This window comes from Streptomyces sp. NPDC101151 (assembly GCF_044768335.1).
Taxonomy (GTDB): domain Bacteria; phylum Actinomycetota; class Actinomycetes; order Streptomycetales; family Streptomycetaceae; genus Streptomyces.
Window position 1 is genome coordinate 79,908 of record NZ_JBIWPP010000004.1, and the last position, 18,239, is coordinate 98,146.

At 68.3% G+C, this 18,239-nt stretch carries 15 protein-coding genes and 1 pseudogene; 8 read left to right on the plus strand and 8 right to left on the minus strand.

The window, feature by feature from the left end:
- The first annotated feature begins 70 nt into the window (after positions 1-70).
- Positions 71-469 (plus strand): OB-fold nucleic acid binding domain-containing protein, encoded by a 399-nt coding sequence (locus tag ACIRU3_RS08775; RefSeq protein WP_190017864.1) that lies wholly within the window; start codon positions 71-73, stop codon positions 467-469.
- A gap of 3 nt (positions 470-472) precedes the next feature.
- Positions 473-1,258, plus strand: a complete 786-nt coding sequence (locus ACIRU3_RS08780; RefSeq protein WP_404053416.1) for a DUF3159 domain-containing protein — start codon at positions 473-475, stop codon at positions 1,256-1,258.
- A gap of 76 nt (positions 1,259-1,334) precedes the next feature.
- Here ACIRU3_RS08780 and ACIRU3_RS08785 read toward each other — a convergent pair whose 3' ends face one another.
- From ACIRU3_RS08785 to ACIRU3_RS08795, 3 genes are all read right to left on the minus strand, one after another.
- Positions 1,335-2,003: a potassium channel family protein gene (locus ACIRU3_RS08785; protein ID WP_404053419.1), complete on the minus strand. Its 669-nt coding sequence runs from the start codon at positions 2,001-2,003 to the stop codon at positions 1,335-1,337.
- Entirely contained in the window at positions 2,003-2,674 is a 672-nt protein-coding gene (locus tag ACIRU3_RS08790; protein WP_404053422.1) for an NAD-binding protein, read from the minus strand. The genes ACIRU3_RS08785 and ACIRU3_RS08790 overlap by 1 nt, the downstream gene beginning before the upstream one ends.
- A 114-nt stretch (positions 2,675-2,788) precedes the next feature.
- Positions 2,789-2,935 (minus strand): hypothetical protein, encoded by a 147-nt coding sequence (locus ACIRU3_RS08795; RefSeq protein ID WP_404053424.1) that lies wholly within the window; start codon positions 2,933-2,935, stop codon positions 2,789-2,791.
- Between the two features lie 161 nt (positions 2,936-3,096).
- Here ACIRU3_RS08795 and ACIRU3_RS08800 point away from each other — a divergent pair, with 161 nt between their 5' ends.
- From ACIRU3_RS08800 to ACIRU3_RS08810, 3 genes and pseudogenes are all read left to right on the plus strand, one after another.
- Positions 3,097-5,145 carry an APC family permease gene (locus ACIRU3_RS08800; protein ID WP_404053427.1) on the plus strand — a complete coding sequence of 683 codons (2,049 nt, stop codon included), beginning with the start codon at positions 3,097-3,099 and terminating at the stop codon, positions 5,143-5,145.
- 174 nt (positions 5,146-5,319) lie between these two features.
- Positions 5,320-6,648 (plus strand): class I SAM-dependent RNA methyltransferase, encoded by a 1,329-nt coding sequence (locus tag ACIRU3_RS08805; RefSeq protein ID WP_404053430.1) that lies wholly within the window; start codon positions 5,320-5,322, stop codon positions 6,646-6,648.
- A gap of 425 nt (positions 6,649-7,073) precedes the next feature.
- A pseudogene (locus ACIRU3_RS08810) lies at positions 7,074-7,256 on the plus strand (nitroreductase family protein); the annotation flags it as partial.
- Positions 7,257-8,197: 941 nt separating this feature from the next.
- Here the strand turns inward: ACIRU3_RS08810 and ACIRU3_RS08815 are convergent.
- The 4 genes from ACIRU3_RS08815 to ACIRU3_RS08830 all read right to left on the minus strand — a co-directional run bounded on the left by ACIRU3_RS08815 (position 8,198) and on the right by ACIRU3_RS08830 (position 12,747).
- Positions 8,198-9,157, minus strand: coding sequence for a hypothetical protein (locus ACIRU3_RS08815; RefSeq protein WP_404053433.1), 960 nt, complete (start codon positions 9,155-9,157; stop codon positions 8,198-8,200).
- 125 nt (positions 9,158-9,282) lie between these two features.
- Positions 9,283-11,577: a hypothetical protein gene (locus ACIRU3_RS08820; protein ID WP_404053436.1), complete on the minus strand. Its 2,295-nt coding sequence runs from the start codon at positions 11,575-11,577 to the stop codon at positions 9,283-9,285.
- 55 nt (positions 11,578-11,632) lie between these two features.
- Positions 11,633-12,061, minus strand: a complete 429-nt coding sequence (locus ACIRU3_RS08825) for a hypothetical protein (RefSeq protein ID WP_404053439.1) — start codon at positions 12,059-12,061, stop codon at positions 11,633-11,635.
- Between the two features lie 386 nt (positions 12,062-12,447).
- Positions 12,448-12,747: a hypothetical protein gene (locus ACIRU3_RS08830; protein WP_404053442.1), complete on the minus strand. Its 300-nt coding sequence runs from the start codon at positions 12,745-12,747 to the stop codon at positions 12,448-12,450.
- 42 nt (positions 12,748-12,789) lie between these two features.
- Here ACIRU3_RS08830 and ACIRU3_RS08835 point away from each other — a divergent pair, with 42 nt between their 5' ends.
- Entirely contained in the window at positions 12,790-13,215 is a 426-nt protein-coding gene (locus ACIRU3_RS08835) for a DUF2399 domain-containing protein (RefSeq protein WP_404053445.1), read from the plus strand.
- A 408-nt stretch (positions 13,216-13,623) separates the two neighbouring features.
- Here ACIRU3_RS08835 and ACIRU3_RS08840 read toward each other — a convergent pair whose 3' ends face one another.
- Positions 13,624-13,944 (minus strand): hypothetical protein, encoded by a 321-nt coding sequence (locus ACIRU3_RS08840; RefSeq protein WP_404053448.1) that lies wholly within the window; start codon positions 13,942-13,944, stop codon positions 13,624-13,626.
- A 1,003-nt stretch (positions 13,945-14,947) separates the two neighbouring features.
- On the opposite strand from ACIRU3_RS08840, the gene ACIRU3_RS08845 reads away from it, so the two are divergent.
- The gene (locus tag ACIRU3_RS08845; RefSeq protein WP_404053450.1) at positions 14,948-15,223 is read left to right on the plus strand and encodes a hypothetical protein; all 276 of its coding nucleotides are present in this window, start codon (positions 14,948-14,950) and stop codon (positions 15,221-15,223) included.
- A gap of 1,431 nt (positions 15,224-16,654) precedes the next feature.
- The gene (locus tag ACIRU3_RS08850; protein ID WP_404053453.1) at positions 16,655-18,127 is read left to right on the plus strand and encodes a sialidase family protein; all 1,473 of its coding nucleotides are present in this window, start codon (positions 16,655-16,657) and stop codon (positions 18,125-18,127) included.
- Positions 18,128-18,239 lie beyond the last annotated feature (112 nt).

An 18,239-nucleotide genomic window follows, 5' to 3' on the forward strand; every position in this document is an offset into this window, starting at 1 on the left:
GGGATGGGCTACCGGTTCGAGAAGTGAGCTGGAGTACGGCCCTGTCGGCACACCCCGGTACGCTTCAGATATGACTGCTGTTCCTCGCTCCGAAAAGCCGGCCGGCCGGTTCCGGCGCATGCTCGACCGGCTCTCCTCGTCACAGGAGGACCTGGAGTCCGAGGAACTGCGGGAAGACGCCGAGACCGCGGGGTGCACCCGGATCGGTGACTGCCGTGACCGGCAGATCGTCACCGTAACTGGTACCTTGCGCACGGTCACCCTGCGCCCGCGCGCCGGAGTCCCGGCCCTGGAGGCCGAGCTGTTCGACGGCTCCGCCGCGCTGGACGTGGTGTGGCTCGGCAGGCGCTCCATCGTGGGCATAGAACCGGGGCGCAAGCTGATCGCATCGGGCCGGATCTCGATGAGCCGCGGCCGCCGGGTGCTGTTCAACCCGAAATACGAACTGCGACCCCTTGGACGGGAGTAGCCGGTGACGTCCCTCGACAAGCCGACCGAAGACACCGAACAGGCCCAGCCGGACGAGGCCCGCGATGCCCGCGCGGTCACCGAGGCCGCGCTGTTCGAGGCGTTCGGCGGTGTCCGCGGCATGGTCGAGACGGTCCTGCCCGGGCTCCTCTTCGTCGCGATCTTCACGGTCAACAAGGACCTGCACATCTCGGCGATCGCCGCGCTGGCCGTGTCGCTGGTGCTGGTGGTGGTCCGGCTGGTGCGGAAGGACACCGTCAAGCACGCCTTCAGCGGCGTCTTCGGCGTGGCCTTCGGCGTCGTGTTCGCGATGTTCACGGGCAATGCCAAGGACTTCTATCTCCCCGGCATGCTCTACACGCTGGGCCTGGCACTGGCCTACATCGTCACGACCCTCGCCGGTGTCCCTCTGATCGGCCTCATCCTCGGCCCGGTCTTCAAGGAGAACCTCTCCTGGCGCACCCGTAACCCGGGCCGGAAGAAGGCCTACGCGAAGGCCAGTTGGGCCTGGGGCCTGATCCTGCTCGCCAAGTGCGCGATCCTCTTCCCGCTGTACTGGTGGGCGGACACGGCCCAGCTCGGCTGGGTGCTGGTCGCGCTGAAGATCCCGCCGTTCCTGCTGGCGGTCTGGCTCACCTGGGTCTTCCTCGCGAAGGCGCCGGCCCCGATCGACGTCTTCGCCGAGATGGAGGCGGAGGAGCAGGCCGAGAAGGCCGAGAAGGAGCGCAAGGCCGCACTGGCCGCCGAGGGCGGCGAGCCGATGGGCGGACGGCACCGCCGCGACGCGTAGACACCAGCCGTACGACGAGGCAGCCGTACGACGACGAAGGGCGCCCTTGGAATCAAGGGCGCCCTTCCTCGTGGGTTCAGCTTTCGCGCCGCACCGACAGCAGTTCCTCCAGCTGCTCCTCCCGGGCCTGCGCGGCCACGAAGAGGAGTTCGTCGCCCGCCTCCAGGGAGTCCTCCTTGGACGGGGTCAGCACGCGGGTGCCGCGGATGATCGTGACCAGGGAGGTGTCCTCGGGCCACTCCACGTCGCCGACCTGGGTGCCGGCCAGGGCCGACTCCTCGGGCAGGGTCAGCTCGACGAGGTTGGCGTCGCCGTGGCTGAAGCGGAGCAGACGGACCAGGTCGCCGACGCTCACCGCCTCCTCGACCAGGGCGGACATCAGACGCGGCGTGGACACCGCCACGTCGACGCCCCAGGCCTCGTTGAACAGCCACTCGTTCTTCGGGTTGTTCACCCGGGCGACGACGCGCGGAACGCCGTACTCCGTCTTGGCGAGCAGCGAGACGACCAGGTTGACCTTGTCGTCGCCCGTCGCGGCGATCACCACGTTGCAGCGCTGCAGCGCCGCCTCGTCCAGGGACGTGATCTCACAGGCGTCGGCCAGCAGCCACTCCGCCTGCGGCACCCGCTCCACCGAGATGGCGGTCGGGGCCTTGTCGATGAGCAGGACCTCGTGGCCGTTCTCCAGCAGCTCGCCCGCGATCGAGCGGCCGACGGCGCCGGCTCCGGCAATGGCGACCCTCATCAGTGACCGCCCTCTTCTTCCGGGCCCGCGGCGAACGCCGCCTCGACCTTCTCCACGTCGTCCGGCCGCATCATCACATGCACGAGGTCGCCCTCCTGCAGCACCGTCTGCGAGGTGGGCAGGATGGCCTCGCCCAGGCGGGTCAGGAACGCCACGCGGACGCCCGTCTCCTCCTGCAGCTTGCTGATCTTGTGGCCGACCCACTTCGGCGAGGTGTGCACCTCGGCGAGCTGGACGCCGCCGGTGGGATCGCGCCACAGCGGCTCGGCGCCCGAGGGCAGCAGACGGCGCAGCATCTGGTCGGCGGTCCAGCGGACCGTGGCCACGGTGGGGATGCCCAGGCGCTGGTAGACCTCGGCGCGGCGGGGGTCGTAGATGCGGGCGGCCACGTTCTCCACGCCGAACATCTCGCGGGCCACACGCGCGGAGATGATGTTCGAGTTGTCACCGCTGGAGACGGCGGCGAAGGCGCCGGCCTCCTCGATGCCCGCCTCGCGCAGGGTGTCCTGGTCGAAGCCGACGCCGGTGACCCGGCGACCGCCGAATCCCGGGCCCAGCCGGCGGAAGGCGGTGGGGTCCTGGTCGATCACAGCGACCGTGTGTCCCTGTTGCTCCAGGGTCTGGGCAAGAGCGGAACCCACTCTTCCGCAGCCCATGATGACGATGTGCACGACCGTCCTTCCGGTGTCCAAAAGTTACTGCTCAGCATCAGGGTCTCAGACCGACGCCCAAAGCTACACACGAGTGGTTCGGGGCGGGCACCCTTGTGCGCGGGATTCCCGCGATCACCGGCGGTGAGCGTCCTCGGCGACCACCGGAGCGGGGCCGACGGCCGCCGACCGGCGAGTGATGCTGCGCACGCTGCACAGGGTCAGGATTCCGAGGCCGGCGAGGGCGAGGACGGCCCCGATCAGCTCTGCGGTCGCGGGCATGGGACCTCCGAGGTGCGAGGACGGGCGGGGTCTGCCATCTAGACACGCAGGGCGCGCGGACCACGGAATCCGCAGTTCCGCGCGCCCGTGATTTCACTCATGAGGCAGATCCGGGATGCCGGGTGGGCGACAGCCAGTTCGAAGGCCTACGATCCTCTTTCGTGTCCAAACTGACCGACGTGCCCAAACGGATCCTGATCGGGCGCGCACTGCGCAGTGACCGGCTGGGCGAAACGCTCCTGCCGAAGCGCATCGCACTCCCCGTCTTCGCCTCCGACCCGCTGTCCTCCGTCGCCTACGCGCCGGGAGAGGTCCTGCTGGTCCTGTCCATCGCGGGCGTGTCGGCCTACCACTTCAGTCCCTGGATCGCCGTCGCGGTCGTCGTGCTGATGTTCACCGTGGTCGCCTCCTACCGGCAGAACGTGCACGCGTACCCGAGCGGCGGCGGCGACTACGAGGTGGCCACCACCAACCTCGGCCCCAAGGCCGGCCTGACCGTGGCCAGCGCCCTGCTCGTCGACTACGTCCTGACCGTCGCGGTCTCCATCGCCTCCGGCATCGAGAACCTCGGCTCCGCGATCCCCTTCGTGGTGGAGCACAAGGTGCTGTGCGCGGTCGCCGTGATCGTCCTGCTGACGCTGATGAACCTGCGCGGCGTGAAGGAGTCGGGCAAGCTCTTCGCGATCCCGACGTACGTCTTCGTCGGCGGCGTCTTCATCATGATCGCGTGGGGTGCGTTCCGGGGCCTGGCCCTCGGCGACACCATGAAGGCACCGACCGCCGACTACCACATCAAGGCCGAACACCAGGGCCTCGCCGGCTTCGCCCTGGTCTTCCTGCTGCTGCGGGCCTTCTCCTCCGGCTGTGCCGCGCTCACCGGTGTCGAGGCCATCTCCAACGGCGTCCCGGCCTTCCGCAAGCCCAAGTCGAAGAACGCGGCGACCACGCTCGCCATGATGGGCCTGCTGGCCGTCACCATGTTCTGCGGCATCATCGCCCTCGCGATGTCCACCAAGGTCCGCATGGCCGAGAACCCGGCCACCGACCTGATCCACAACGGCACCCCGGTCGGCTCCGGCTACGTCCAGAACCCGGTGATCTCCCAGGTCGCCGAGGCGGTGTTCGGCAAGGGCAGCATCCTGTTCATCGTGCTCGCGGCCGCCACCGCCCTGGTCCTGTTCCTCGCGGCGAACACGGCGTACAACGGCTTCCCGCTGCTCGGCTCGATCCTCGCCCAGGACCGCTATCTGCCGCGCCAGCTGCACACCCGCGGCGACCGCCTCGCCTTCTCCAACGGCATCGTGCTGCTCGCGGGCACCGCGATGCTGCTCGTGGTCATCTACGGCGCCGACTCGACGCGCCTGATCCAGCTCTACATCGTCGGCGTGTTCGTGTCCTTCACGCTCAGCCAGACCGGCATGGTCCGGCACTGGAACCGCCACCTGGCCGTCGAGAAGGACCCCGCCAAGCGCCGCCACATGGTCCGCTCCCGCGCGATCAACGCCTTCGGTGCCTTCTTCACCGGCCTGGTGCTGGTCGTCGTGCTGGTCACCAAGTTCACGCACGGCGCCTGGGTCGCCCTGCTGGGCATGTGCATCTTCTACGCGACGATGACCGCGATCCGGAAGCACTACGACCGCGTCGCCGAGGAGATCGCGGCCCCCGAAGGCCCGAGCGACGACAGTGTCCGCCCCTCCCGCGTCCACTCGGTCGTCCTCATCTCCAAGATCCACCGCCCCACCCTGCGCGCCCTGGCCTACGCCAAGCTGATGCGCTCGGACACCCTGGAGGCGCTCACCGTCAACGTCGACCCGGTGGAGACCAAGGTGCTGCGCGAGGAGTGGGAGCGGCGCGGCATCGACGTACCGCTGAAGGTCCTCGACTCGCCGTACCGCGAGGTCACCCGCCCGGTGATCGAGTACGTCAAGAGTCTGCGCAGGGAGTCCCCGCGCGACGCGGTCTCCGTGATCATCCCCGAGTACGTCGTCGGCCACTGGTACGAGCATCTGCTGCACAACCAGAGCGCCCTGCGCCTGAAGGGCCGCCTGCTCTTCACGCCCGGCGTGATGGTGACCTCCGTCCCCTACCAGCTGGTCTCCTCCGAGGCGGCCCGCGACCGCGCCCGCAAGCGGCAGGAGTGGAACGCGCCCGGTGCGGTCCGGCGCGGTCCGGCGGTGGAGCGGCCGAAGGAGCCGGCCGCCAAGGACTGAGGCGCCGAAGGCCGGGGTGCCCTGGGGCTGAGGCGCTCGGGGGGTTGAGGGCTGAGGTGTCCTGGCGCTGAGGTGCCTGGGACCGGGGCGCGGGGAGAGGCCGTAGACTGGTGGGCTGTTGCCAGGCCCACCGGTTGCGGCCGCTTCCCTCTCCCGATCTGGAGTCACCCCACCATGCAGGCAGAACCGACCGAGTCGCTGGTGGGCGAGGAGTACGAGGTCGAGATCGGCCCCGTCGCCCACGGCGGCCACTGCATCGCCCGTACCTCCGAGGGCCAGGTCCTGTTCGTCCGGCACGCGCTGCCCGGCGAGCGGGTCGTGGCCCGGGTGACGGAGGGCGAGGAAGGCGCCCGCTTCCTGCGCGCGGACGCCGTCGAGATCCTGGAGGCCTCCAAGGACCGCGTCGAGGCCCCGTGTCCCTTCGCCGGCCCCGGCCGCTGCGGCGGCTGCGACTGGCAGCACGCCAAGCCGGGCGCGCAGCGCCGCCTGAAGGGCGAGGTGATCGCCGAGCAGCTCCAGCGGCTCGCGGGCCTCACCCCGGAGGAGGCCGGCTGGGACGGCACCGTGATGCCGGCCGAGGGCGACAAGCTTCCGGCGGGCCAGGTCCCGCAGTGGCGGACGCGCATGCAGTACGCCGTCGACGCCGACGGCAACGCCGGACTGCGCCGCCACCGCTCGCACGAGGTGGAGCCGATCGACCACTGCATGATCGCCGCGCCCGGTGTCACCGAACTCGGCATCGAGGACCGGGACTGGGCCGGCATGGCGTCCGTCGAGGCGATCGCCGCCACCGGGTCCCAGGACCGCATGGTGATCCTGGAGCCCCGCCCCGGCGCCCGTCTGCCGCTCGTCGAACTCGACCGGCCCGTGTCCGTCATGCGTGTCGACGAGAAGGACGGCGGCATCCACCGCGTCCACGGCCGCGCGTTCGTGCGTGAGCGCGCCGACGGCCGTACCCACCGGGTCGGCAGCGGCGGCTTCTGGCAGGTCCACCCGAAGGCCGCGGACACCCTGGTGACGGCGGTCATGCAGGGCCTGCTGCCCCGCAAGGGCGAGATGGCCCTGGACCTCTACTGCGGCGTGGGCCTCTTCGCCGGCGCCCTCGCCGACCGCCTCGGCGAGAAGGGCGCGGTCCTCGGCATCGAGTCCGGCAAGCGGGCGGTGGAGGATGCGCGGCACAACCTGGCCGACTTCCCACGGGTCCGTATCGAACAGGGCAAGGTCGAGTCGGTCCTCCCGCGCACCGGCATCACCGAGGTCGACCTGATCGTCCTCGACCCGCCGCGTGCGGGAGCCGGCAAGAAGACGGTCGAACACCTCGCGTCCCTGGGCGCACGGCGTATCGCCTACGTCGCCTGCGACCCGGCGGCGCTGGCGCGGGATCTGGGGTACTTCCGCGACGGGGGGTACCGGGTGCGGATGCTTCGGGCGTTCGATCTGTTTCCGATGACGCATCATGTGGAATGCGTGGCGATCCTTGAACCTGCGGCTAAGGGCTCTTGACCTGCGGTTTTGTTGACGCGCATTGTGTGCGGTGTGGGTGTTACGGGCGATATCCCGACGCTCGGGGCGCTCATTCGACGCTCGTTCTGATGGAGTGTCAGGCCTGTTGTGTCGCTGCTCAGGCACCCTGATGGCCACTCTGCGGGGCGGGTTTGGCGGCTTGGGTCTGGTCGACAGTGCGCTGCTACGGCGGTGGGCGGGAACGTCCAGGCAACAAACACTCTGCCGCCTCGAGCCGTACGGTGCAGGCGGCGCAGGTGCCCATTGGCTCCTGGATAGACCTCCCTCACAGATAGCCGGCATCGGAACACGATCAGCCCCACCGATCCTGCACGCGTCGTCCCTCTGCCCCGCCGGTGAACTCTCTGGCGCGTGCTCAAGACAATAGAGATGTGGTTCTCGTTGAGTGAGAGGACGAGAACCACGTGAATGTGTATGAAGTCGTGGACCGTCGTCGGGCCGTGTGGGCGTTCAGCGATGAGCCGGTACCCAAAGAGGTACTCGAGCGAGTGCTCGCGGCAGTGATGCGGGCTCCGTCGAGTGGGAACCTCCAGCCGTGGCATGTGTATGTCGTGACCGGCGAGCCCTTGGCCGAACTGAAGTACCGGTACGAGTAGCAGGCCGACCGGCGCTTGCTCAACCACCAGCCCGCCGAACCCCCAGACCAGCACGCCCTGAGATCATTCGCGGGCGGCCCATAATAGGGACGGCCGTGCCCGGCAGCGCGTAGAGGCTGAGATTCCAAACGGTTCACCCGCACGGATGAACCTCGCCCCTGCACACAGCCGGGACACGTGATCAGCGTGAACGGCTGGCGGCTCTGTCGGCCGCGACCACCGGAGTGGCCGGCGCACTGGTAGCGAGGCCGGACCTGTGCGCGCGGCTCGCGGGCTGAGCCCGGCGCGTTCCGGTCTCGTGGGCGAGGGTCTCGGTGAACTGTCCCCGTGGTGCTGGACGCTCGTTGCTTACGCTGCGAGGGCGTGTTCTTGCTCGTGTCGTTGTCGGGTCTCCCGCGGGGTGAGGTACCCCCAGGCCGGATGCTTCCGCAGTCGTCCCGCGGTCGTAGAAAGTCTCGATGAAGGCGAAGATCTCCGCGCGGGCAGTGGTCCGGTCGGGCCAGCGGCGGATGCCGATCTCCTCTTTGAGCAGTGCGAAGAAGCTCTCTGTGGCGGCACTGTCGAAGCACGAGCCGGTTCGCCCCATGCTCTGCCGCAGCCCCAACCTGGCTATTTCCCAGCGGAGTTCGTCAGAGGTGTACTCCTTGGACTCAACCGGTCGTTGCAACACCGGCTTGTTGGAGCAAGAGTAGCTGCTCGTTGAACGCCTCTCACGTCCCAGTCTCCAGGTGTCCCACATCAAGGGGAAGCTTCACTGGGGCGCGGACGGTCCTGAAGAACCGGCCAAGTGCTGCCGCGGGCACCGGCGTTGACGGGGCGATGGCATCGACACGCGTGACGGGATCTTTGTTGTCGGGGGGAAGGCGTGGAGTTTCGGATCGGGCGTCGTCGTGCCCGCCGAAGGGACCTGGTCCCGGTCGACGGGCCGGGAGTCAGCCCTCCCGCGCTTGCTTCTTCAGCACGTCCAACGTGTCCCCGTACCTCTCGGACTGGCTGTTGCGGCAGTCCTTCCGGAGACTCCCCGAAGGCTTGAAGCCGTCTGCGCGGCCCTTGGCCCAGATGTCCAGCAACTGCACGCCCTGTTCGGTGAATTCCTTGGGCGCGACCGCCGTCGTGGCGGGACTCAGTTGAGCCACCCAGGTGCCGCGGATGTAGCCAGCCGGGTCGGAGCTGTAGCTCGCTGCGGGATTCGGTGCCGACCGCTTCAACGCCGCGATGACGTCCTTGTTCCACTCCGTCGCGGCCTGCGAGGAAGTGCCCTGGGCGACATCCTGGGCAACCGCGTCGAGTACGCCGAGTGCCGCGGCGTTTCCTGCGGCGGGCGTCGTGAGGGTCACGCCGTCCGCCGAGCGCGGGATGCCGGCCAGAACGCGAGCCGCGTGCCGTGTCTGCGCATCTCTGACGTACGCATACGCATCCGGGCTGTCGGCCACGGCTCGGGTGACCCGGATGAGGGTGTCGTCCCAGACCGCCATGTGCACGCCGGAGGCGTCGGACCAGGGTTCGTCGTCCGAGGCGTGTTTCACATAGTCGGCATCCAGGGCTTTGAAGATCTCGTACGTGTCGGGCGTGTAGTCCGCGATCAGTTGCGCGAGGGGAAGGCGGAGAGGGGGCTCGATCGACTTCTGCCCGGATGTGGTCAGGGCGTCGTCGGCGGACTGCAGGATGTCTCGCATGGCCTGGGCCTGCGTCTCGGTATGGACCCCGGCCTCGTTTCCGGCGGCGGCCTTCTTCATGGCCCCGCCGAGCTCGGAACAGGACATGTCCTCCCGGAAGGAGGACCCGAGGGCGTCTTCGATCCGGGCATCGGCCAGCAGCGTCGAGCAGCTGACTTGTCCGTCGGCTTCATCGGACTGCGTCCACCACCACGCCCCCGCGCCGACGGCGGCCACGACCAGCGCCCCGACGGCCAGCCAAGGCAGGACGCTTCGGCCTCGCCCCTTGGGGCGTGCCGGCGCAGCCGGCGTCTCAGGAGATGCGGGGGGAACCATGGGATCTGTCTTTTCCATTCGAGTGGTCAGTTGGTCGTGTCGGTGAGATACGCCCGAGCGTCGGTCACCCCGGTGGTGTGCCCCTGGCGCATCTCCTTGGTCAGCCCTTGGACGTGATCCTTTCCTTCCTGGGTGTCCATGTCGTAACGCTCCCTGCCCCAGCCGTCGACCATGATCTGCATACGTGTGTTGGTGTCCAGGTACCGGTCATTGATGCCCTCGTTCGCTGTGGCGTCGGCGTCAGCCTTCATGTCGTTGCCCCAGACCCATGCCACGGTGTCGACACCTCGCTGCAGACCGTCGCCCACGGCGATGGACCCGCCGGCCGTGGGGATCACCATGGGTGTGACCGCTCCGCCGATGATGTGGTAAGCGATCTTCGATTTCCAGTCGGCCTCGCTGTAAGCACCCGTGCGTTCGTCGTTCAGCACGTCTTCCCGGATCGCGTCGTAGGCGCCGAGGGCAGCCCCCGACTTCGCCAGCGGATTGCTCTCGGAATAGCCGGAGGCCCCCGGCGGCAGCTTGTCCAACTCGGCGTTGATGTACCGCGATTCGGCCTTGTCCATCGTCGCGTAGGCGTCAGGGTCCTCGGATACACCGCGCATGACATGCAGCAGCGAGTCGATCGGCGTGGACAGGTGGGCCCTGTCGGAGTGCTTGGAATCCATGAAGTAGCCGTCCTTCATGTGCGTTGCGTAGTCACCGTCGAGCCCGCCCAGAATTTCGTGGGTGTCCGGGGTGTACTCGGCGATGGCCTGCGCGATGGGCACCTGAAGGTTCTTGTGGACCTCGGTCGATGTGCCCTGGTCCAGTGTTTTGAGGATCCCGTCCATCACGCGGGTCTGCTCAGGCGTGTGCGTGTAAGACGGCAACGGCTCCTGCTTGTCGGTGTACGGGACGTGGCCGGTGGCTCCCGCCTGCAGGGCGTCGGCCAACCCCGTGCGGCTCAGCGGATCGTCCATCTCCGTCACCGAAACGCCTGTGATCACGTGCTTGGGCCAGTCCCGGGTGTCGTCTCCGCTGCCGGCGAGGTACTGAAGGTGGTTGTTTCCCACGTGGTCGGACCCTGACCCGTTGCCCGCCGGGTCGAAGAACTCGGTGGCAGCGGCGGGATTCCTGCTCATGACGCCGAGCGTGGTGTCGATGGCGTCGGCCCGGATCCCGTCGTGCCCGGGCCCCCACTCGGTGAAGATTCCCGGATGCTTCTTCTCCGCCGAAATCATGTCGTCGGTAACCTGGTACAGGAATTGGTCGTCGTACTTCTTGTCGCTGTGCTCCATCATGCTGGCCAGTGACTGATACCCGTACAGTGGATTGGTCTTCGAGCCGTAGTTCTTGGCTCCGTACGTGTCGAGCCCGTCGGTCCACTGTTTGTAGAAGCGACCGTCGTCACTGGCGAGCCACTGGTCGAGCGCCTTGGAGCCGGGCGGCATGTTCTTGACCGACGCGGGGACGTCGGTGGCCGTCGCGAGAGTGTCGGCGAGCCCGCCCTGCAACTCCAGGTACTGGGCCTTGTGCTTCTTGTCCGAGTCGTACGCCCGGTCGTTCAGGGAGTTGGTGAGCTTGATGGTCCCGTCGGGGCCGAGGTCCTTCAGCAGGGTCTGACTGAACGCCTTGTCGTCGGAGTTGTCCCGGAAGGAGCGGCGTAGCTCGGCCAGGTCGGCCGCCGAGACCTTGTCACCGTTGTTGAGACGGGTGGCGATGTCCACCGCCTTCGCCGCCTCGTACTTCTCGATGTCACCCTGTGCGTGACCGTTGAAGCCGGTCCCGGCGGTGCCGTCCATGATGTCCGAGTCCTGCACGACCGCCTTGAAGGCGATCTCGATGCCTTCGTCGGCATCCGATATGGCCCTCACCGCGCCGTCGATACGGTTCTGCCAGGAGCTGACCGCCTTGTGTACGCTCGCCTGGTAGTCGGGGTCGTGGTGCAACGCATTGCGTTCGCCCTCCGGAACCTGGGCGTAGTCGTAGGTCACCACTCCCTGGTCCGACACCTTCATCTTGGCTTCGACGGCCTCTGTGCGGGCGGTCTTCAACTTGCCCACCAAGTCGGTCAGGTTGGTGTGCGCGTCGCGGAACAAGCCGGCTATCGCCTTTGCTTCCGTCTGTGCTGACTGGAACTCCTTGAGCGTGATGTCGAACCGTTTGTTTGCGGCGTCGGCGCTCTGTCCGGCCCAAGCGGGCCCAAGGGTGATTCCGTGGACGTCTCTTCTGTAGTCGCCCTCGCGGTCTGAGAACTCCTTTGCCATGCCGTCCCACCGCTCGGCCGCGGTGGTCAGCTTCGACAGATCCGTACTCATGATCTCGTGATACGTGGGCATGGTTCTCTTCCATGTGATCGGTCAGCAACAAGAAAGGGCGCCGGACTTCCAGTGCTCAGAACTTGTCGAGTGACGACGAGGCACGGACTTGCGTACGCACCCCGAAGTCAGTGGTCTGGAACAGGCTGTTGGTGCTGTGCAACGCGGACTTCTCCGACCCGAGCCTGTTCATCAGGGCTTGCACCTGATCGCCCCACGTCTTGTGAGCCTTCTTGATAGCACCGGACGCCACCCAGCCGCCGCCGTCCCGGGCCCCGAACTCCTTCACCACAGCGTCGGTCTGCTCATCCGCCCAGTCACCGGCCTTCTTCGTCTCCGGCTCGATGTGGTCCTCGATGGCCTTGGCTGCGGCCTTCTTCTCCGCGGGCGACGACGCCAAGTCCTTCTGTCCACCGGGCAAGCCGGGAGGATTGGCCGTGCTGCTCGGGTCGGTAGGCACGTGATTGAGCTGCATCTGCGTCGATCCGTGCTCAGTCGCTCCCATGGTGAAATTCATCCTCCACACACGAGGCCGCGAGCTCGGCCTCGGTTCCAGTAATGATCCAACACAGGTTCGAGTGTTGGCGAAGTAGCATAGCCGTTACAGAGGTTCAGGGTGGTGCTGCCCAGAGCCGTCTTCCGCGCCGCCAACGCACGACCACAACGAGGTCGGGCCTCGCCTCTTCAGCACCCGGCACGCATATCACCAACGTCCCAGGACGGCATACTCAAAGGTCCAGCGGAGTGTGCCTGCGGCACACTCCGCACCCTGCTGTCCCACGACACGCTCAAGGTGATGTGGTCGACGTGGCCGATACCCCACCTCACGGTGTCGGCGCCCAAGGCTCCGGGGGATGGACCGCCGGGTTCTTCAGCGCCTTGCCCTGTCGATCAGTATGTCCGCGTTCCAGCCATGCTCCGGCCCTTCGGCCCCGTCTTGCAGATGGCGTCATAGCAGCGCCAGAACCAGGTGCCGTTCATGCGGCGGCGTAGCTCGATACTCGTGCCGCCGCAGCGGGCGCACTTCGGCGGGCTGGTGAGGAGATCGGCGTGCTCGTGCTCCAGCAGCATGCGGGCGAAGTGGCCGCCCCGCATCGTCACCATGACCTCTCGGGTCCACGATTGAGACAGGGTGTTGAGGCTGCCGATCTTCACCGTGCGTTCGTCGATCACCGCGATCTTCTGGTGCATGATGTTGACCTGCCCATGGAACCGGCACCCGTCGTCCACGCCGTGGAGAACCCCAGCATCCTGGCCCTGGCTCTACGCCGCTTCGGCACTGGCTGCCCGCCTCTCGCCTGCAGGTCCGGCTGGCCCAACAGCGCGGCGATCCAGCTCTTGCGCATGCTCGCGGACAACGGCGCTGGTCTCCGCTATCACGGCGACTTCGACGGGGAAGGAATCCGCATTGCCGCGTACGTCCTGGACAAGACACCGGCACGTTCCTGGCGTATGGCGGCGGCGGACTACCGTGCGGCGGTCGCCCGCACCTCACACGGCCCCGAGCCCGGCCGCGTCACCGAAGCACCATGGGATCCGGATTTGGTTCAGGCCATGACCGAGCACGGTACCGCTGCGGTCGAGGAGCTGGTGGCTGATGTGCTGCTGGAAGACCTCGCTGGTTCGGCTCGGCAGGACCGCTGCTGTGGCTGTTCATGACGCTCGTTTGACGCTCTGGGAGGCCGCCGGGCTGTTCAGGGCAGCCGAGAGCCTAGGGTGGCCTGCGGTTATGTTGGCTCCCGCCCCTGGTGACGTGTTTCCCTTGACGCATCACGTGGAGTGCGTGGCGATCCTTGAACCGGTCACTAAGAGCTCCTGACCTGCTGTTTTTGTCGACCGTGGTTGACCGCTCTTGAGGGCGCGCTATGGGCACGGCGCCGCGATGGCCGGCCGACGGCGGCCGGAGAGCCGCCTTCAGGTTCATGATGTCTGACTCGTGGGTCGACTCGGTGGCGTCATCACGACTGCACACATCGCCGCCGTGTCCACTCACGTAGTCCGCCACGCACCCATGCTTGTCCGGCCGCGTGGGTGCCCCTTGACAGTGGTCGACGATCTCCGCACGGTCTAGCCCTGGGGTCTTGTGAAGGCTCTGGCCTCACCCGTTCCGCCAGGCTGAGGGATGTAGATCGGACGTGACACCAGAGCCAGGGGATCGGGGTCGTGGTAGGCGGCGATCCACACCCGCATGCCGTGATGTGGCCGGCGATGATTCTCCAAACCCTGGCCGACTTTGTACGGAACGGTGTTGCCGCCCACCGCGTCCATGAGGACAGCCATCTTGGCGGCCCACAGGGCGAGTCGGCCGTGGGCGTGCTCATCGAGTGATCGCACCTCATCGAGCATCGGGATGAGGATGTCCTTTGCGTCGTTCTCCAGGGCCGACATCCACGTGTTGTTGCAGTGCTGACAGACAGGTGTCGTCGGCCAACGGATTCGCCGCCGTTGCGGATCCGTGCTTCGGACGTTGTGTCGCTTTATCTCGCGCACGAGCCACCTGGGACAGATGTCCTCGTCCGTCGGCTGACCTTGTGGGCCCAAGAGGAAAGGGCAGCGGCCAGGCCGAGCCGGCAACCAGTTCTCGGGTAGATGCTCGTCGATGATGGGTTCGATACTCATCACGGCCAAGTTGTCGGCCAGTTGGGCTCTGCCAGCGCGGAGGAGCCCGACGGCGGTTGCGAGGCAGGATCTGTTCACCGTGCCCAAGATGTACAGCCCCTCGTCGACCGGCGGGGGCAGGGGGTCTGCGAAGGCGCGCCCCACGTCGACGCGGGTCCGCCGTACCCGCGACAGCGCCCGCGCCCACAGTGTCCCGGTCCGGTGTGGCGACATGCCGGAGACCGGCATGGGCCGCGCCGCCCTCACGGCCCTGCCGGGCTTCGCTCTCCCCGGCGACACCTTGGCCTCCCATCGGCGCTCGCCGTGAAGTGCCACCGCAGTGGCGGCCCAGCACCTCGCGGGGAAGCGAAGGCCGGCCGCCTCCCCGGCCGAGCCGGCCCGGCGGTGTGCAGAGGACGGGCCGGGCGGGACGCTGGGCCGTCCGCTCCACCTGGTCGGCCGGGCGGGCCGGCTACCGCGCTTCGCGCAATAGCAGTTACTCAGCGCGGCCGCCCCCGGATGCCCAGGACGGGCGGGGGAGAGGATGCGACGCTGGAGTGAGGGGCCCGCGAGTGGAGGTCCGAGTGTGTCTCATCCGGTCCGGGGCCCTCTCTTTCGGCCTGGCGACCATGTCCCGGTGCGGCTCACTGGATGCGACGCGGAATCGTGCGGTCAGTCTGTGAGCCCGCCGGCCGGGGCACCACTCACCGAGCGTCGCCAGGCGGCCTTGCCGCGTGGATCCGGCCCGCCGGGAGCAGGACCGCGCGACCAACCCGGAAGGCAGGTGCGTCCCATGCGCACGTCGACCCGTATCGCCGGTGCCCTCACCGGCCTGACCCTCACCCTCGGTGGTGCGGTCCTCGCCGCTCCCGCGGTCCGGGCGGACATCCCCGCCTGCACACGGATGGCCGAACTGGCCGGTGCCACCGCTGCCGACTCCGTCACAGCGGCCTGCGGCCGTGGCGTGGTCGGAGACCTGCAGAGTTGTGTGACCGGGCTGACCGGGGCCGGAGTGGCGGGCGGCGCCGCGACCGGTGCCTGCCGGGCGGCGGCCCACGAACCGCGTTAGAGGACCGCGCGGGGCAGCCGCCCGCCGGCACCGGTCGTAGGCAGGTACGGCCCGTCTCCTCCTCAACCCCCGGGCTGCCCGGACACAACGCGGCCCCGGTGGGCAGTCTCGACGCCAAGGACATCGACGTCGTCCCGCTCGTACCGATGCGCACGCGGCGTACCGATGCGGCCGGTCGAGGTCGCTGACGTCATGCCTCTCCGGGGCCGGGCAGTCACCGCCCGGGCGCGGCGCCCAGCCTCGCCTCGCGGGCCTCATGCGGAGCGCCCATGCTGAGTAAGAGGGCGCCGTCGTCTTGAGACTTGTCCTTCCCGAAGGCCGAACGAAGGCGCCTGAGAGGAGGAGGAAGTCATGCGTATGCGAAGAATCCTGGGCCTCGCCCTGGCCGCGGCAACCCTTGCCGGCGTGAGCGCCGTCGGCGCTGCGGGCCGCCCGGCTGGCCCGCCAGTCGGGCCGGGCCCGGCGCCGGGGCCGCCTCGTCTCCGAACATCTCCAGAGACGACTGCACGGCCGCCGGCGGACAGATCGTTTCAAACCCCTACGCCGGCTCCACCTGCACGCTGCCTGACGGGACCAGGCAGGCGATCACTTGACCGGTCGGCGCACGGCTGGGCAACCAGTCCGGCCGGTGCACCCGGCGCGGTGGGTGTGGGGTGACGGCACCCGGTCCACCGTCGGGTGGATCGCCCGCCCCCGTCTCGACACCGCGGCACTCGCGAGGGTGGACGCCGACCGTCTCGAAGCCAAGGCCGTCACCGCTTCGAGACGGTCCGCGCCGTCCTGAACACCGCGCTCGCCGCCGTCCTGAACGGCCTCGGCCATGTCCTCATACAGCGACCGACGAGGTCGTTCGCATTTCCTGGCCGCATTGATTTCGGATTTCCCAGCTGTACTGACCACGAGCGTTGTTGACACTCGGCAGGTCCTGAACAGGCGCAGAAGAACGAGCAGTCCCGCCGGCCTCGAGCCTGGATGTGCCGACGGTGACGGAGCCTTCCTTCTGGCGTGGGCGATGATCGCGCCGTTGCCCGTATTGAGGTGGCCCTTTGCCGATGCCCTGACTCATCCCCACCGTGGAAGAGGTCCAGCAGGTCATCGCGCTCCACCAACCCGTCTGAGCCAAGGCCCACCCCGCAGGCATCGCCGACCGTCACGCGGCCCACGGCCCTCTCCGGGGACCTACGAGACGGCGCCGTAACAGCACGACCAAGGAGCCGACCGGCACGGTGCACCCGCCGGTCGGCTCCGCCGTGCTCGTCGACGACCCCGGGGACGACTCCGTCGTTCGGCCCATCAAGGGCACCGGCTGCAACGCCGAAAAGGACCAAGCGGAGTCGCCCCACCCTCGCGTTCCGGTACCCCTCCGCGCCCCAGGCCGCCCTGATGACGGCGGTCCCGTACCCCGGCCGACAGGCCCGGAGGAGATCCCGCATGCGCGCCTTCCTGCCCCTGACCGCCATCACCACCGCCGCGCTCCTGCTCGTCACGGTCACCGGCACGACTCCGGCCGCAGCAGACCGGAACCCCTACGGCACACCACTGGTCAAGGTGTCCCACGGCGACCCGTACGCGAAGTGCACCATCGGAGCGAGGTCCCCCGACAGCATCGTCTACCCGGGCACCGAGGTCGAGCCGTACCTGTCCGTCGATCCGCGCGACCCCAAGCGCGTGGTCACCGTGTTCCAGCAGGACCGCTGGAACGACGGCGGCGCCCGCGGCCTGGCGGCCGGCTGGACCAGGGACGGCCACACCTTCCATCGGAGCACACTGCCGTTCAGCCTGTGCGCCCCCGGCGGCGCGGACTACGAACGGGCCTCCGACCCCTGGGTGAGCACCGGACCGGACGGTACCGTCTACGCCGGCGGAGAGGGCATCGACTTCACGAGGAGCACACGCAGCGCCCTCCTGGCCGCCACGTCCCGCGACGGCGGCCGCACCTGGCGGAACCTCACCACCACGCACGTCGACGAGCAGCCGTTCTTCAACGACAAGCCCTCCCTCACCGCCGACCCGATCCGCAAGGGCACCGCGTACCAGGTCTGGGACCGTCTCGACAATGACCCTCCCGGCCCCAGCTCCCTCGACGGTCCGGGCTACATCTCCCTCACCCGCGACGGCGGCCGCACCTGGAGCAAGGCCCGGCCGTTCGTCGACACCAGCACCGTGCCCAACACCCACACCATCGGCCATCTGATCGTCGTCGACCGGCGCACCGGCACCCTGTACGACTTCTTCGACACGATCACCTTCTCCGACGACCTGAGCACCGTCGTCGAAGCCCACTACGCGATGGTCACCTCGACCGACGCCGGAGAGACCTGGAGCGCCCCGGTCACCGTGGCCCGGGACACCTCCGTACCGGAGGTCGACCCGAACGACCCCACCAAACTGCTGCGCGCCGGGGCCACCCTGCCGAGCCCCGCCGTCGACCCCAGGACAGGCACGCTGTACATGGCCTACGAGGGCTCGGACTTCTCCGGTGGAAAGTTCGACTCCGTCCAGCTCGTGCGGTCCACCGACGGCGGACGCACCTGGGGGACCCCGGACCTGATCAGCCCCAAGGGCGTTCCGGCCTTCTCACCGTCGATCGCGGTCGCCGAGCGGGGCACGGTCGCGCTCACCTACTACGACCTGCGCTTCCTCAAGCCCGGCAACACCACCACCCTGCCCACCGCCTACCAACTGGCCAAGCTGCGGCACGGAAACCCGAAGCTCCGGACCGAACGACGGATCTCGCGGGTCTTCGACTGGCTGCAGGCGCCGTTCTCCGGGGGCTATTTCCTCGGCGACTACCAAGGCCTGGTGGCAGACGGCAAGGGAGTACGGGCGGTGCTCACCGAGACCCACTCCGGCGCTCCACAGAACCGTACGGACGTGTACACCAGCAGTTTCCGCACCCGCTGACCGACGCGGACGCCGTCGGCCGGCCCGACCGCCGACGGCTGCAGACAGGCCTCGGACCCACTCCGTGACCACATTGGGCGGGGAGGTTTGGCCGCGTCCCGCCCGGCGGGGC

Excerpts from the sequence above, each read along its gene's own strand:
- ACIRU3_RS08775 (WP_190017864.1), top strand. The coding sequence starts at position 71 with ATGACTGCTGTTCCTCGCTCCGAAAAGCCGGCCGGCCGGTTCCGGCGC.
- ACIRU3_RS08785 (WP_404053419.1), bottom strand. The coding sequence starts at position 2,003 with ATGAGGGTCGCCATTGCCGGAGCCGGCGCCGTCGGCCGCTCGATCGCG.
- ACIRU3_RS08795 (WP_404053424.1), bottom strand. The coding sequence starts at position 2,935 with ATGCCCGCGACCGCAGAGCTGATCGGGGCCGTCCTCGCCCTCGCCGGC.
- ACIRU3_RS08805 (WP_404053430.1), top strand. The coding sequence starts at position 5,320 with ATGCAGGCAGAACCGACCGAGTCGCTGGTGGGCGAGGAGTACGAGGTC.
- ACIRU3_RS08820 (WP_404053436.1), bottom strand. The coding sequence starts at position 11,577 with ATGCCCACGTATCACGAGATCATGAGTACGGATCTGTCGAAGCTGACC.
- ACIRU3_RS08825 (WP_404053439.1), bottom strand. The coding sequence starts at position 12,061 with ATGGGAGCGACTGAGCACGGATCGACGCAGATGCAGCTCAATCACGTG.
- ACIRU3_RS08830 (WP_404053442.1), bottom strand. The coding sequence starts at position 12,747 with ATGCACCAGAAGATCGCGGTGATCGACGAACGCACGGTGAAGATCGGC.
- ACIRU3_RS08840 (WP_404053448.1), bottom strand. The coding sequence starts at position 13,944 with ATGTCGGCCCTGGAGAACGACGCAAAGGACATCCTCATCCCGATGCTC.
- ACIRU3_RS08845 (WP_404053450.1), top strand. The coding sequence starts at position 14,948 with ATGCGCACGTCGACCCGTATCGCCGGTGCCCTCACCGGCCTGACCCTC.
- ACIRU3_RS08850 (WP_404053453.1), top strand. The coding sequence starts at position 16,655 with ATGCGCGCCTTCCTGCCCCTGACCGCCATCACCACCGCCGCGCTCCTG.